The organism is Gardnerella vaginalis (assembly GCF_001546485.1).
GTDB classification, from domain to species: domain Bacteria; phylum Actinomycetota; class Actinomycetes; order Actinomycetales; family Bifidobacteriaceae; genus Bifidobacterium; species Bifidobacterium vaginale_D.
The window spans coordinates 18,230-33,251 of the sequence record NZ_KQ956847.1 but is presented as its reverse complement, the minus strand read 5'-3'; the positions used below and the strand labels follow the sequence as shown (position 1 = coordinate 33,251).

Sequence of the window (15,022 nt, the reverse complement as noted above, 5' to 3'; positions counted from 1 at the left end):
TGCTTGTTTTCCGAGCCTTTTTCTTATGTTTTCTTATTGTTGAGAGTTATGTATGCTATTGGGTAAAATGCAGTAACTCTATATTTCATTGCTATCGGTACAATTTTTTAGCAAAATACGTATTTACGTCAAGTCTTTCGCATGGGGTAGAATACCAAAGTTATGTGCGATTTTACTGTTGTACTCAGCAAATGATAACGCACATATTTGCAAACACACTCCTGCTGTAGAAAGTCTACAGCCGATAGTCCGAAGGAGGTGGGTGATGTCTGCACATAAATATGAACTGATGTTCATTGCAAATCCTGAGCTGGATGAGCACGGTCTTAAGAAGTTAACCGAGCAATATCTTGAGCTCGTCACCAACGAAGGTGGTTCCGTCGATGGTACCGATTATTGGGGTCGTCGCAAGTTTGCCTACGAAATTGAAGGCAAGACTGAAGGTAACTACGTTGTTGTGAACTATACTGCTGAACCAGCTGTAAGCGACGAACTTGATCGTGTGTTGAACCTTAATGAGTCTGTAATCCGCACGAAGATTCTTCGTAAGGACGCTAAGTAAATACACGTTAAAATAAGTAAATGTGTGTAAGTTGCGCATATTTTGTGCGTACGTGCATGTTGGATTACGCGTGAAGCGAGAAAGAAAAGGCAGACATGGCAGGTGAAACAGTTATCACTGTAGTGGGTAATCTCACTGCAGATCCTGAATTGAGGGCGCTTTCTAGTGGTGCTTCTGTTGCAAGCTTTACCATTGCGTCTACGCCTCGTACATTTAATCGTAATACGAATCAATTTGAGGATGGTCCTGCATTGTTTATGCGCTGCTCTGCATGGCGTGATCTTGCGGAACATTGCGCTAACAGTCTTTCTAAGGGCATGCGTGTTATTGCACAAGGCAGGTTGTCGCAACGCTCATATCAAGCACAAGATGGTTCTAATCGCACAGTAGTGGAACTCACTGTCGATGAAATTGGTCCATCATTGCGTTATGCTACTGCACAAGTTAATCGTCAAAGCTCTGCGACTGGTTTTGCTGGAGCAACGCGTCCTGCCAGTGGTGCAGGAAATACTGGTGCTGTTGCATATCAGGGTGGTGGCTATGCTGGTGGCGCAAATTATGCTGCAAGTCAAGCTGCTTCACACTCTCAGGCAGTAAACGCTCCTGTAACAGATCCATGGAGCACTGCTGCACCAACAAACGATGGATTCTCAACTTTCGGCGCTAACGCTGATTTTGGCGCAGATTCGGAAGAACCAGAATTCTAGATTATGCAATAAACACTATCTACTTGTGTTTAGTATGTGTAGTTCACGTATTTACTTAATTTAATCCTTATAATTACATCATCAGTTAACGCGTTATGCATAACAAATAGCATAACGGATTTAAGAGAGGACATCTTATGTCACGCAAAAGGCCGCAACCACCGGTCAAGCCTTTCAAGAAGAAGCCAAATCCTCTGAAGGCTGCCAAAATTACTGAAATTGATTACAAAGACGTTGCATTGCTGCGCAAGTTCGTTTCTGATCGCGGCAAGATTCGTTCCCGTCGTATTACCGGCGTAACCGTGCAGGAACAGCGCAAGATCGCGAAGGCAGTAAAGAACGCTCGCGAAATGGCTTTGCTCCCATACGCCACTACCGGTCGCTGATTGAGAGGTTGTAACAATGGCTGAAACTAAGGTTATTCTTACCAAGACTGTTGCCAACCTCGGTCACTCTGGTGACGTTGTTGAAGTAAAGGCTGGCTATGCACGCAACTACCTGATTCCTCAGGGACTTGCTTTCGCATGGAACAAGGGTGCTGCTTCCCAGATTGAAGCGATGCGCCGCGCTCGTTTGGCTAAGGCTGTTGCTACTCGTGAAGAAGCAGTTGCTGCCAAGGCTCAGATTGAAGGCACTGTTGTAGAGCTCGCTGCTAAGGTTTCCGAGTCCGGCAAGCTCTTCGGTGGCATTTCTGCCGAGAAGATTGCTGCTGCTTTGGCTCCGAAGGTCGCTGTGGAAGCTCGCGCAATCAAGGTTGCTGCTATTAAGACCACTGGTGAGTTCCCAGCAACCGTAGCGTTGCATCCGGAAATCACCGCTTCCTTCACTGTGAAGGTTGTTGCTGAGTAGAGTAGTCTTATAGACTTTATAAAACGTGTTGGAGCTGGCATGAGGCTTGCTTGTGTGCTTGCATTTGGTGAGTGCTTAGGTGAGTGTCATTGCTGGCGAATCCATTAGGATTGAACTTAAGCATTGGCTCTGCGTTTGTGTTGCTCTGAGTTTTCTCACTGCGATGCTGCGCAGAGCTTTTTTTATGCTGTGATATTTTGAGAATGTGAATGTGTTGTAAGCATTGGGCTCGTATCGTAGTTTTTTATATTTGACGCGACTAAATTGGAACAGTCGGAAAATTGGGCAAATTTTGTAGGAGATGCAAACTGTGCTGCAAAGCAAATATGAACTAGCTGACGAGCGTAATCTTAGCGTAAAAGCGCGCAGTGTTAGCGAAACTGCAGATAGCATGCACAAAAATCAGCATCACATAACTTATGTGACTTCTGCAGACCAAACTTCAACGACTTTTGCAAACGCATCTTTTATAAATCCAACTTATGCAGCTTCTGTAAACTCAAGTTTCGTCAACTTATCTTTTGCAAATGCAGCTTCTGTCAATCATTGTCGAACTGGCTATGGTGAAACTTGGGCAAAGGTGATTCTTTTCGGCGAACATTCGGTGGTTTACGGTTATTCTGCAGTAGCTTTGCCGCTGAAAAATTTGCGCATGCGCGCTACCGTACATAGTTGCGATTACAAATCAGTATTAAACCCAGCATCCATCCAAAACCCAGCATCTTCTCAAAGTTTCGACTCGCAAATTACCCTTTCCTGTCTCGGCTTTACCGGCAAACTTTCCAAAATTCCGCCGCGATTGAGCAGCATTCGCACTGCAATACATGCTGCGCTTGAATTTGTTGGTTGGAGTGGTGAGCCACTACAAGTCGCAACTGAGTCTGATTTTCCGCCGGAGCGAGGTCTTGGATCGTCTGCCGCTGCTGCGGGAGCTGTAATTCGCGCAATTCTTGACTACTACGACGTGCGAGCGAGTGCGGACGAGCTTTTTGCGTTGACGCAGTCGGCTGAGCGTGTGGCTCACGGTCATCCGTCGGGGTTGGATGCCACAGCAACGTCGGCTTCATGGCCGGTGCGTTTTCAGAGCGGTGAGTTTGCGCGTATGGATATTACCATGCGCGCATGGCTTGTACTGGCAGATTCTGGTTGCAAAGGTATGACGCGCGTAACAGTCGAGGCTATACATTCTCGACTGGAAACAAATCCTGTAGCTGTTGACGCACAGCTTGAAGAATTAGGTGCTCTTGCGGTTGCAGCAGAGGATGATTTGGCGTTGGGGCGTGCTGAAGATATGGGCACTCGCATGATACGCGCACACCAGATTTTAGCAGATTTGGGTGTGAGTACGTCGCAACTTGACGCTTTGGTACGAACGGCATGTGCTCATGGAGCATTGGGCGCGAAACTTACCGGTGGCGGGGGAGGAGGCTGCGTGATTGCGCTCGCTGATAGTGAAGATTCAGCACATTGTGTTAGTGCTGCTTTACGTAACGCTGGTGCTTGCAACACGTGGATTGTGAATATAGGTGATTCTGTAATAAATTGAATTTTATCTCTACTTGAAATGTGGCATAAACTTTACAGTTACTTAAAGAAAAGACGCTTGTGCGCACTGTTTTGCTAAAATATTGTTTAACACATTAACAAACGAGAATTACTTATCCGCCGCAAAAGGAACAGCATGAAAAACGTTGAAATTCAGCCAAAAATAACGTTTGACTCAAGCATTTCTCCTCATTCTGCTGTAGCTAGAGCGAATGTAAATATTGCACTGATTAAGTATTGGGGTAAGCGTAACGAAAGGCTGATTTTGCCGTATACTTCCTCGCTTTCGCTTACACTTTCAGATTTGTACGCCACTACTAGTGTGTGCTTTGACGACCATCTTGTTTCAGATCGTGTTACGTTAGATAGCTTGCAATTGCCTGTAGATAATTCTACGTATTTGCGAGTAGTTGCTATGCTTGATTTAGTGCGTGAGATGGCTGGAATTTCAGCAAAAGCAAGTGTTGTGTCACAAAATCATGTGCCAATTGCAGCTGGTCTTGCTTCAAGTGCATCCGGATCTGCTGCGCTTGCTGCAGCAGCATCTTATGCAGCTGGGCTGAAGCTAACTTCGCGCGAACTTTCACGACTTGCTCGTCGCGGCTCCGGTTCCGCATGTCGCTCAATTTTTGGTGGATTTGTGATTTGGAATGCAGGTGAGGACGACGAATCGTCTTATGCTGAGCCTGTTATTGCAGCAGAAAATTTGAATCCTGCAATGATTGTGGTTACGTTGGATGATAGTAAAAAGCCGGTTTCAAGTCGAACCGCTATGCGTCGTACAGTTGAAACTTCGCCTGCATACATGCCTTGGGTTGAGCGGTCGAAGGAAGATTTTTTGCATGCGCTTGCTGCAGTTCGTGATGGTGATATTGAACAGCTTGGGGAAATTATGGAGCAAAATTCCTTGGGAATGCATGAAACCATGCACCAAGCTGTGCCGCCTGTGAATTATTTGACAGATAAGACTCATGCTGTGCTTAATGTTGTGAAGTCTATGCGCAAGTGTGGTTGGCCGGTGTGGGCTACGATGGATGCTGGACCGAATGTGAAGGTGTTGACGGTCGTTGATTGTGCAAATCGTGTTGAAAATGAATTGCGCGGACGTGTTGAAAATGAATTGCGCATAATGAGTGAAGGCACGTGTGCATATAGTAGAGGAGATCTCAAATTCACAGTTGCTTTACCTGGTGATGGTGTAACAATAAGGACTTGTATAAAAACTGGTATGAAGTAGGTGGCGGAATAATGAATGAAAATATGGTGGGAAATCTTCTAGAAAAGTTGGATTCAGCGGGCGCTACTACAAAAGATTCTTCTGAACGTACTGCTTATGTTCGTGCTTGTGCCCCAGGAAAGCTTTATGTTGCTGGCGAGTATGCGGTAGTTCATGGGTCAGCTGCGATTGTTGCAGCAGTGAATCGATACATAACTGCTGTAGTTGACAGTGAAAATTTGGGTGAAGATGGAAAATGCTGCGGTATCATTGACTCAAATACTAAAAAATATGAGCCGCTTCGTTATATGCGCGGTGTAGATGGCGATATTGAGATTGTTGGTGAATATGGCAGTAAAGGTTGCAATTCTGCGGATTCCATTAATGTATTTACCTCTGTAGAATCTTCTCAATGTATTCAACCCTACGCTTATGTACTTGCTGCAATGCGTGTAATGAATGCTTACGTATACGAAAAATATGGGCAAAGTGTAGCTGCCAGACTTTACAATCTTCATATTTCTAGCGAGCTCGACGACGCAGAATCTGGGCAAAAATATGGTCTCGGATCTTCAGCTGCAGTAACTGTTGCAACTGTTCGTGCGTTGTGTCAATGGTATGGTTTGTCGCTTTCGACGCCAAGAATTTGCAAGCTTGCGCTGATTGCATCTGCAATGGTGAAAAAGTCAGGAAGTGGTGGCGATGTGGCTGCTATTTCTTACGGTGGATGGATTTTGTATCGAGCTTACGATCGTAACTGGCTTGAAGCTGAACTTACACTAATACAATCAGGTGATTCTAACGTATGCTTACTGTTGAATAAAAAGTGGCCGCGTTTGGAAATTAAGCGATTGAAAGTGCATTCGGCACTCAAACTTTTGGTTGGATGGACTGGTTCTCCAGCATCAAGTGCGAAGTTAGTAAGTAGTGTAGAAAATGGCGCTCATGTTAGCGCAGGTAATAGCGCAGGTAATAGCGAAAGTAACAGCGCGGGTAGTGGTTTGGATAAGAATTTCTCTAGTTATACTGAGCCTTTTACTTATGAAGATTTTTGTGTGCAAAGCGAAATTTGTGTGCAGAAATTGGCGAAATCACTGGAAAATTTTGAATTAGATGATATTGCTGCTGAATTTGCGCAAAATCGCGAACTTTTGCGAAAATTGAGCGTACTTACTGGAACTGTAATCGAAACGCAGAAATTGACACAACTTATTAAAGATGCTGATTCTGTTGGAATTCCAGCGAAAACAAGCGGTGCTGGTGGTGGAGATTGTGGCATTGCGTTAGCAACAATTTACGAAAAAGATCGGATTGAAAGTATAAAATCTGCTTGGCAAAACCACGGAATCAAGCCATTGAATATTGAGGTTACGAAAATTTTTGGAACAGGCGAGTCTTCTGAAAATATTACGATGGGAAAGAAGTTGCTCCAGAAGTCGCAATTATCTCAAACATCTTTACGTTCTTCGCGATTGCTTCAAGAATCCTCTCAATCTCTCACAATGCAGAATCGAAAAGACGAACACATAGCACTTGCGGATGCACAGTACAAAACATTCGCATGCTCGGGTTTTGATACCGTTCAATTCATGCCGAATGCGTTACCGCAGGTGGCGTTGGATGAAGTGAATCCTAGTGTGTGTGTACTGGGAAGTGATAGTTTACCTAACACTTCACATGCAGATGCTGCTCCAAGAAACTGGCGTTTGCCGTTCTACATTAATGCGATGACAGGCGGAAGTTTAGCAACTAAAAACATAAACGCTAGTCTTGCTAGAGTTGCAGCGAAAACTGGCGTTGCTATAGCAAGTGGGTCTTTGAGTGCAGCACTTCGCGACGATACGTTGACTAGCACTTTTAGTGTTATGAGAAGTGAAAATCCGAACGGTTTTGTGATGGCGAATGTGAGTGCTGGCACGAGTGCTGATGATGCCTTGCGCGCGGTGAATATATTACAAGCAAATGCGTTACAAGTGCATTTGAATGCCGCCCAGGAGCTTGTGATGCCGGAGGGTGATCGCGATTTTCGTGGGTGGATGCACAATATTGAGCAGATGGTGAGCGTGTGCGAGGCTCAGCAAGTGCCAGTAATAGTGAAAGAAACTGGTTGTGGGATGACAGCTAAGGATGTTCAGAGGCTGCAAGAAGTTGGTGTGCATACGGTTGATGTTGGTGGACGTGGTGGCACGAATTTTGTGGCGATTGAGAATGCTCGTCGATTGCATGGCGACTATGATTATTTGGCGAATTGGGGACTTACAACCGTTGAGTCGCTGCTAGATATACGCAAGTGCGAAATGTTGAAATCTGTAGAAATTTTCGCGAGTGGAGGCGTGCGAACACCTTTGGATGTTGTGCGAGCATTGGCTCTGGGTGCTTCGGCAGTTGGTGTTGCAGGTGAATTCTTACATACGCTGATGCATCAAGGAGAAGATGAGCTCGTGCAACAAATTACAGCTTGGAAAGAACAAATTTGCGTGATTATGGCACTTCTTGGATGTAAAACTGTTAAGGAATTGCGTGAGAATGTGGACGTTCGTGTGCGCGATATCGTATGAAATGTCTTGGTAAGTGATATACTTGTGTAGTTGTGCGTTCAGACGTGCTATTTGTTTATGCGATATGCGTGAGTAGTTTGCGTGAATAGTTTGTATGTTTGAATGACGCAAGACTTGCAAGTCAAAGAAAAATAGGAGTCCAATTATGGCAGCTCGTTGCGCAGTATGTGGCAAGGGACCTCAGACTGGTTTCACTGTTTCACATTCGCATATCCGCAATAAGCGCACCTTCCGTCCGAACCTTCAGCCGGTTCGCACCACCATTGATGGCGAGAATGTTCGTCTTCGTGTGTGCGTGAAATGCATTAAGGCTGGCAAGGTTCAACGCGTTGAGGCGTGATTCGCGTATTGATTGCGTTTAAATTGTAAGGCCCTGAGCAGTGCTCGGGGCTTTTTTGTATTTGCAATTTTCCTCGCGCTTGCGCGACGACATGCTTTACGAATGATTTATAATCGTAAGTATGCCTACCAACTCAGCTCAGACGTACAGTGTGCTTTCCTCGCCCATTTCTGTGCATACTTCGCTTTCTGCAATAATCACAAATAAGCGCCGCGTTTCTGCATTAAAATCTTTAGGCATAGTAACAGTTGAAGATGCATTAACCTACTACCCGTTTAGAGTTACCAATCCTCTGAAAGTTAAGCGCTTACAAGATATTCGTATTGGTGAGGGAATAGCGTTTTATGCGCAAATTCAGTCCCTGCACGTGGTGCCAATGAATGCTCGCCGTGGGTTTAGACTTGAAATTAATGTTGTACAAGATCAACAATCAAGTGCGCAGCTTATTTATTTTTCTAAAAACCGTCAGTATGTACAGTGGATTGCGTCAAAGCTATATGTAGATGCAACCATAGTAGTTGGCGGTGTGTCGAGTACATTTAATGGACGATTACAATTTACGCATCCGCAGATTTTAATAGTAAATTCAGTAGAAGAAAGTGACAGTTCGCATCAGAGTGAAGGCACTGTTTGTAGTATCGACAAGGGATTGGAAATTTTGAGCGCTCCACAGCCTATCTATCATGCCAATTCGCGTATTGCTACTGAGCGTATTCACGATACAATTACTGATATACTTACATTGCTTCAAACACAAGAATCTACTCAATGCTCTGCACAAGAATGTAATCACACGCTCATACGTGAATCTGCTCAAATTCCCAATATTCTACCTCAATTTGTGCGTGAAAAGCATCATCTTATGGAGCGTGCTGCGGCAATTTACGCACTTCACAATCCACAATCCACTGAAGAATTTCATAAAGCTCTTGAAACATTACGTTACGAAGAAGCATTCGTATCACAAATGGCGGTATTGCAATTTCGCGAAAATGGAAACAATAATCAAGCAAAAGTTTGCAATAATTCGCAACTTCGACAGCAGTTTGTGGAAAGTCTACCGTTTACTCTTACACAAGGTCAGCAAGCAGTTATTGATGAGATTGTCAATGATTTACGCAGTACGCATCCAATGCGTCGATTGTTGCAAGGAGAAGTTGGCTCAGGGAAAACAGTGGTAGCGCTTGCTGCAATGCTTGAAGCTGTAGGATCGGGACATCAAGCGATATTAGTGGCGCCAACACAAGTACTGGCTTCACAACATGTTGAAAACTTGCGTCATATGATGCATCGTGCTCAACTTGACGTTCCTGTTATAGTAGTTACTGGTGGCATGAAACTTGCAGAACGTAGACGTGCGCTCGCAGAGGTGGCGAGTGGTAAACCTGCGTTAATTGTGGCTACTCATGCAGCATTTTCTTCGACTTTCCAGCCAACTAACTTAGCAATGGTTGTGATTGATGAGCAGCATCGTTTTGGTGTTGTGCAGCGTGATGTATTAATGCGGAAGATGAGCACAGATGTGAATTCGGATGGACGGGCTGAGCATAAAAAACAGTTTGTTCCGCATCTCTTAGTAATGACTGCAACACCTATTCCGCGTTCTGCCGCTATGACTTGGTTTGGTGACTTGGATGCGTCGTATTTAACAGAGCTTCCAGGAGGTAGAAAACCGATTCGTACCTTTGTGGTGCAAGAAAATGATTCAAATACGATGTCTCGCATGTTTGCTCATATTCGTTCGCGTATTGATGCTGGGGAGCGAGCATACATTGTTTGTGCTCATATTGAGGATGATGATTGCGATGGTAATGATGATTCTGAAAATTTTGACGATATTGCACGATTTTCTCAATCCGACGAAGCTCACGCTGTGCCTTTGCGTAAGCTTCATACAGTTGTTGGCATATTAAAACGGCTTTCTGCATTACCGCAGTTTCAGGGAGTGACTTTTGCGCAGCTTACTGGTCGTGACGATGATGCTACTAAACGTGAAACGATGGAACGATTTGTACGTGGTGATGTGCAAGTGCTTGTTGCAACAACGGTTATTGAAGTTGGTGTGGATGTTCCGCAAGCAAGTTGCATAGTGATTTTTGACGCGGATCGTTTTGGGCTTGCACAATTGCATCAGTTGCGTGGTCGCGTTGGTCGTGGAGGCACGAATTCATGGGCCTTTTTGATTGCACAAATTGAGGAAGGGAGTATTGCTCAAGAGCGGTTGCGAGTACTTGAGCAGTCACTTGATGGTGCTCAAATTGCGCAGAAAGATTTGGAACTTAGAAATGTTGGGGATGTGCTTGGCGATAGTCAGTCGGGTGGTCGTTCGAGTTTGAAACTGTTGCGAGTAGTTCAGGATGCGAAAATTATTGCGGAAGCGCGTAATGATGCGTTGGAAACAATGCAGCGTAATCCGCAACTTACTTCGTTGCCGCATCTTGCTGGTGCAGTACTTGATTTTACGCGTGGTGGAAACGCGGAAATAATTAGCAACTGAAGGTGTTTCTTCAATAGACGTTCCTGCTGATTGCGTAAAAAGGTGACGCAATGAAAAATATACTTTAAATAAAAAGTATACAGAAATTATTATACATGCTCTCAAAATTTATAGTAAAAAATACAATAATAAGGTAATTGTTAATTGAGAATCATACTCAACTTTTGTTTGTTGAATAAGAAAGAATAAACAAAATTATATAAATTTTATTAATTTACGTGCATAATATGAAAATTGTGAATATCCTAGAAAGTGGGCATCATTTGTAATAACAATAGAGATGAGGCAGCAATGACTGAACGTGAACAGCAAATCTTGACTTGGATTCAACAAAACCCAATGATTAGTCAACAGGAACTTGCAAATCTTGCAGGTATTACACGTTCAGGTGTTGCTGCGCATATTTCCAATCTTATTCGTAAAGGATATTTGCGCGGCAAAGGCTATATTGTAACGCCTCCAAGCTATGTAACAGTTGTTGGCGGCATCAGTATGGATGTACTCGGTATTGCGTGCGGTGATTTGATGGATTACACTTCAAATGCTTCGCGTGTGCGTTACATGCTTGGCGGTGTTGGTCGAAATATTGCGGTTGCTTTGGAACGGTTGAACATTCGTACGAGTATGGTGTCTGTGTATGGTGGCGATCATAATGGTGAATTGTTTAGGATTGATGCTGCTGCAAATGGTTTAGATATTGGGTATGCGAAGCAACTTCCTGATTCTATGACTGCTTCATATATGTATGTTGGTGATGCTTCTGGTCAGCGTCTGTTGGCGCTTGATGATATGAGTATTTACAATCATATGACTCCTGATTTTTTGCGTGAGCGCATGTCGATTATTGAAAATGCAGATATTTTAGTAATGGATACTAATATTCCGCAAAAATCTTTGGAATGGTTATGTGATCGTTATCGTCGACCTATTGTAGTGCGTGCGATTACTGATGCGAAAGCTACGCGAGTGCTTTCACGGTTATCTCGCATTGATACTTTGATTTTAGATACTGCTGAATCGCAGGCATTGACTGGTATTAATGCTATTGACGAGCGTTCTGCAGTGCGCTGCGCGAATGTGTTGTTAAAGCGTGGTGTAAAACATGTGTTTGTGAATGCTGGTCGTGCAGGAGTTGCTTATGGTGTTGCAGGTGAAGGTGTGTCATTCTATCCTGTACAAGTAAAGCGTGTGCAGCGCATGATGTTAGCTAAAGGTAACGGCAATATTGGTGTAGAAGCAGTTGGTAACGATAATGGCTCAAGTGATGCTGCTACTGCTGCGTTGATCTATGCTCGTTATAACGATTTTGATGCTGCGAAAACTGGTCGTTTTGCTGTTGCTGCAGCTGCGTTGAATACTGAATCAGTGCAACCTGTGCATGAGTCGTTTACGCCAGAGCTGATTATGAACCGCATGGCTAATGTTCACGAGCGTATCTGAGTTGGTCGTTGCGCGTGTGTTGAGCTTTGCTTCGTATGTGTAATTTTTTTGCGTAATTTTTTTGCGTAACTGTTCGTAAATCTTCCTGTAAATATTGTTTGCGTCGCAACAGTGCTTTGCTATACTTGTTAATGGTCATTTGTTTATTGTTATAAACAAATGTTAAATAAGAAATGTTATATGACGCAATGATGCGTATGAGCATACGGAATGCGTATTAACGTACAGCGCATGAATCATACGGTAAGTTACGTATACATTGACTTGTTGTTAGTAGCAGACTGTTATTAATAATAGTCTGTAACAAACTGTTGCTAGCAAGAAGCTAACTATTCACAAAGGAGTAATAATGACTTCTATTATCCTTGACTGTGATCCTGGTCATGATGATGCCATGGCCATTTTGCTTGCGCTAGGTAATCCAAATATTGATTTGCTAGGCGTAACAACGGTTGGTGGAAATCAGAGTCTTGAAAAAGTGACCTATAATGCGCGAGCAACACTTGAAATGGCGCATGCTACGAATATTCCAGTACATGCAGGTTGCGATCGCCCAATGATTCGTCCGTTGGAAGTTGCAGCTGCAGTACACGGTGAAACTGGTCTTGATGGTGTAACGCTTCCAGAGCCTACGCGACCATTGGACGAAGGGCACGCAGTTAATTGGATTATTGACACTATTATGAGTCATGAACCTGGTACGATTACGCTGGTTCCAACCGGGCCTCTTACCAATATTGCCATGGCTGTGCGCATGGAGCCTCGAATTGTGAGCCGAGTAAAAGAGGTTGTGCTCATGGGTGGTGGCTACCATGTTGGCAATTGGAGTGCTGTTGCTGAATTTAATATTAAGACTGATCCAGAAGCAGCACACGTAGTGTTTAATGAAGCCTGGCCAATTACTATGGTTGGTCTGGATTTGACACATCAAGCGCTTTGCACGCCGGAAGCACAGGCGAAGATCGATGCTGTTGGAACTCCACTTGCTGCGTTTGCTAGTGGATTGATGAACTTCTTCCGCAAAGCATACCAAAATAACCAAGACTTCATTGATCCGCCTGTTCATGATCCTTGTACTATTGCTTATTTGATTGATCACAGTGTGGTAGAGACTCGTCGTTGCCCATTGGATGTTGAGATTAAAGGTGATTTGACGCTTGGCATGACGGTTGCAGATTTGCGTGGTCCGGAGCCATCGGCTGAGGAATGCCATACGCAGGTTGCTACAAAACTTGATTTTGATAAATTCTGGGATTTGATTGTTGACGCGCTTAAGCGTATTGGATAATCATACTAGAATGTGCGATGGTTGCAATTATCTCAACTTTTTATGCACTAAAGTTCGTAGATAATTACAAGGATAATTATTTGGATAATTGCATGAAGTATTGCCTAGATAATGTAGCAGAGCAAATCTACTGGATTATCAAAAATCCAATAAATTATCAAAAATCTAATAATTAAATTAAAAATTTAGACGGAATTTGATACGAGGTTATGATGACTGAGGTTTCATCTCCAACGCCTTCTATGCTAGATAAAGGCGGTCGTTCAATCGTAGCGCTTATGACAGCGCTGCTTGTTGCTATTTTCGCGTTCCAGTTGAACGCTTCTATGCTATCTCCAGCATTAGCAACAATGACAAAAGAGCTTCACACAACCGATACACAAATCGGCTTAACTCAAACGGTATTCTTCACCGCAGCAGCTTTGTTCTCGCTGTTTTTGCCTCGATTAGCTGATTTGGTTGGTCGAAAAAAGGTACTCATTGGCATTTTGATTTCGACGATTTTAGGTTGCGTTGTTTCTGCGCTTGCTCCGAATGTCACAGTTCTTATGATTGGTCGTATTTTGCAAGGTGCGTCTGGCCCTGTGGTGCCAATGTGCTTAATTATGCTGCGCGTAAAAGTTACAGAAGAAAAGCGTTACGCAAAGTTGATGGCAATTTTAACTTCCGTCAACGGCGGTATTGCAGGCGTTGATGCATTACTTGGCGGTTGGCTTGCAGGTCACTATGGATTCCGCTCAGTATTTTGGACGATGGCTTTTATTGCTGTTATTGCCGTGGTTATGGTTGTGTTGGCAGCAGAAGAATCACATGCGGATGATACACCAAGTATGGATTGGGCTGGCGTAGTGACGCTGGGTATTGCATTCCTTGCGGCGTATCTTGCTATTAATGAGATTGATAAGCTTGCTTCCGCAAACTTGACTATGATTGCAGGACTTGTGGTTGTGGCTGTTGTGTTCTTCGTTGTGTTCTGGAAGATTGAGGGCAATAGCGCAGCTCCGCTTGTTTCTACGCATTATATGAAGCAGCGTCGTACGTGGGGATTGCTTCTTTCCACGCTTTTGACTATGACTGGCGTATTCGCTTTGATGAACGGCGTTGTGCCGCAGCTTGCGCAGGATGCGAAGGCTGGTGCACATTTGGGAGCTGATGTTGTGAGCTTTGCAACGCTTACCCCTTACGCAATTATTGGATTCCTGTTCGGACCTATTGCCGGTATTTTGGCCGCAAAGTTTGGATACCGTTTGGTGCTTCGTGCCGGAATTTTGGTAAGTATTATTGGCGTGCTATTTGGCATTTATGTTGCTGGAGTACCATCCGTTTGGGCACTAGTTGTGCTCTCTCTTGCGATGGGTATTAGCTACGCTGGTGTTGCCAACATTATGCTTAACGGTCTTGGTATTGTGCTTTCTCCAAAAGATAATCCAGGTTATTTGCCAGGCATGAATGCTGGAGCGTTTAACTTGGGTGCCGGTTTGAGCTTTGCAATTCTCTACGCTGTAATGACGAATGTTGCCGGAACGAATGGTGCAACAGGCGGATACATGGCTTCGATGGTTGCGGGCATTGTGCTGCTTGTACTTGCGTTTGCTTGCTCCTTCTTGATTCCGAATCCTGAAGAAGTAAATAAGTAAGTTAAGTAGGGTTGTTTTTGACTGCAAACGCCGGGGAATTTTCTCCGGCGTTTGTTGTTGCGTGACGACCTGCTTTCGCGCTTGCTTAATGTGGCGCGAGTTTTGGGGGATTTCTCTCCTCGCACGTCCCGTCCTTCAGTCGCTTTGGCTGTTAAAGGTGTTTATTGTGTTCGCCTTTCTTTAAAGAACGTTGCTCCATCAGTCCTCTTTTAGTGCTCGTAGAGAAATCCCCCAAACTCTGCGTGTTTAATCTTTAATAACCTCGTTTTATCGCAGAGATTTTTCGATTTTTCTTCTTCGCTTGGCGAATCAGCAGCCTACGGCTCTGCGCGACGACCTGCTTTCGCGCTCAGAGCGTAGCGCGCGAAAGCAACTCGGAGCGG

General features: G+C 44.2%; 12 protein-coding genes. All 12 read left to right on the top strand.

From position 1 onward, the window contains the following. The first annotated feature begins 265 nt into the window (after nucleotides 1–265). Nucleotides 266–562, top strand: a complete 297-nt coding sequence (rpsF, locus tag HMPREF3208_RS02050; RefSeq protein WP_004128903.1) for a 30S ribosomal protein S6 — start codon at nucleotides 266–268, stop codon at nucleotides 560–562. A 95-nt stretch (nucleotides 563–657) separates the two neighbouring features. Next, entirely contained in the window at nucleotides 658–1,269 is a 612-nt protein-coding gene (locus HMPREF3208_RS02045; RefSeq protein ID WP_016637107.1) for a single-stranded DNA-binding protein, read from the top strand. Between the two features lie 137 nt (nucleotides 1,270–1,406). Further along, nucleotides 1,407–1,655, top strand: a complete 249-nt coding sequence (gene rpsR, locus HMPREF3208_RS02040) for a 30S ribosomal protein S18 (protein WP_004105399.1) — start codon at nucleotides 1,407–1,409, stop codon at nucleotides 1,653–1,655. 16 nt (nucleotides 1,656–1,671) lie between these two features. After that, nucleotides 1,672–2,118 carry a 50S ribosomal protein L9 gene (rplI, locus tag HMPREF3208_RS02035; protein ID WP_064346996.1) on the top strand — a complete coding sequence of 149 codons (447 nt, stop codon included), beginning with the start codon at nucleotides 1,672–1,674 and terminating at the stop codon, nucleotides 2,116–2,118. Between the two features lie 310 nt (nucleotides 2,119–2,428). Then, nucleotides 2,429–3,664 carry a mevalonate kinase gene (mvk, locus tag HMPREF3208_RS02030; protein WP_230953051.1) on the top strand — a complete coding sequence of 412 codons (1,236 nt, stop codon included), beginning with the start codon at nucleotides 2,429–2,431 and terminating at the stop codon, nucleotides 3,662–3,664. A gap of 135 nt (nucleotides 3,665–3,799) precedes the next feature. Next, on the top strand, nucleotides 3,800–4,900 hold the full coding sequence (gene mvaD / locus HMPREF3208_RS02025; RefSeq protein WP_064346994.1) for a diphosphomevalonate decarboxylase: 1,101 nt from the start codon (nucleotides 3,800–3,802) through the stop codon (nucleotides 4,898–4,900). Between the two features lie 11 nt (nucleotides 4,901–4,911). Continuing rightward, nucleotides 4,912–7,437, top strand: a complete 2,526-nt coding sequence (gene fni / locus HMPREF3208_RS02020) for a type 2 isopentenyl-diphosphate Delta-isomerase (RefSeq protein ID WP_230953050.1) — start codon at nucleotides 4,912–4,914, stop codon at nucleotides 7,435–7,437. Nucleotides 7,438–7,582: 145 nt separating this feature from the next. After that, on the top strand, nucleotides 7,583–7,777 hold the full coding sequence (gene rpmB / locus HMPREF3208_RS02015; RefSeq protein WP_012913853.1) for a 50S ribosomal protein L28: 195 nt from the start codon (nucleotides 7,583–7,585) through the stop codon (nucleotides 7,775–7,777). A 121-nt stretch (nucleotides 7,778–7,898) separates the two neighbouring features. After that, entirely contained in the window at nucleotides 7,899–10,274 is a 2,376-nt protein-coding gene (locus HMPREF3208_RS02010; protein WP_064346988.1) for an ATP-dependent DNA helicase RecG, read from the top strand. A 291-nt stretch (nucleotides 10,275–10,565) separates the two neighbouring features. Then, entirely contained in the window at nucleotides 10,566–11,714 is a 1,149-nt protein-coding gene (locus HMPREF3208_RS02005) for a PfkB family carbohydrate kinase (RefSeq protein ID WP_032814389.1), read from the top strand. A 349-nt stretch (nucleotides 11,715–12,063) separates the two neighbouring features. Then, the gene (locus HMPREF3208_RS02000; RefSeq protein ID WP_016636709.1) at nucleotides 12,064–13,002 is read left to right on the top strand and encodes a uridine-preferring nucleoside hydrolase UriH; all 939 of its coding nucleotides are present in this window, start codon (nucleotides 12,064–12,066) and stop codon (nucleotides 13,000–13,002) included. Between the two features lie 212 nt (nucleotides 13,003–13,214). Continuing rightward, nucleotides 13,215–14,639: a uridine transporter UriT gene (locus HMPREF3208_RS01995; RefSeq protein WP_032814386.1), complete on the top strand. Its 1,425-nt coding sequence runs from the start codon at nucleotides 13,215–13,217 to the stop codon at nucleotides 14,637–14,639. Nucleotides 14,640–15,022: the final 383 nt, after the last annotated feature.

What these genes read in the sequence shown, in the direction of transcription:
- HMPREF3208_RS02045 (WP_016637107.1), top strand. Translation starts at nt 658, where the DNA reads ATGGCAGGTGAAACAGTTATCACTGTAGTGGGTAATCTCACTGCAGAT.
- HMPREF3208_RS01995 (WP_032814386.1), top strand. Translation starts at nt 13,215, where the DNA reads ATGACTGAGGTTTCATCTCCAACGCCTTCTATGCTAGATAAAGGCGGT.
- rpsR (WP_004105399.1), top strand. Translation starts at nt 1,407, where the DNA reads ATGTCACGCAAAAGGCCGCAACCACCGGTCAAGCCTTTCAAGAAGAAG.
- rpsF (WP_004128903.1), top strand. Translation starts at nt 266, where the DNA reads ATGTCTGCACATAAATATGAACTGATGTTCATTGCAAATCCTGAGCTG.
- HMPREF3208_RS02000 (WP_016636709.1), top strand. Translation starts at nt 12,064, where the DNA reads ATGACTTCTATTATCCTTGACTGTGATCCTGGTCATGATGATGCCATG.
- rpmB (WP_012913853.1), top strand. Translation starts at nt 7,583, where the DNA reads ATGGCAGCTCGTTGCGCAGTATGTGGCAAGGGACCTCAGACTGGTTTC.
- HMPREF3208_RS02010 (WP_064346988.1), top strand. Translation starts at nt 7,899, where the DNA reads ATGCCTACCAACTCAGCTCAGACGTACAGTGTGCTTTCCTCGCCCATT.
- fni (WP_230953050.1), top strand. Translation starts at nt 4,912, where the DNA reads ATGAATGAAAATATGGTGGGAAATCTTCTAGAAAAGTTGGATTCAGCG.
- rplI (WP_064346996.1), top strand. Translation starts at nt 1,672, where the DNA reads ATGGCTGAAACTAAGGTTATTCTTACCAAGACTGTTGCCAACCTCGGT.
- mvaD (WP_064346994.1), top strand. Translation starts at nt 3,800, where the DNA reads ATGAAAAACGTTGAAATTCAGCCAAAAATAACGTTTGACTCAAGCATT.
- HMPREF3208_RS02005 (WP_032814389.1), top strand. Translation starts at nt 10,566, where the DNA reads ATGACTGAACGTGAACAGCAAATCTTGACTTGGATTCAACAAAACCCA.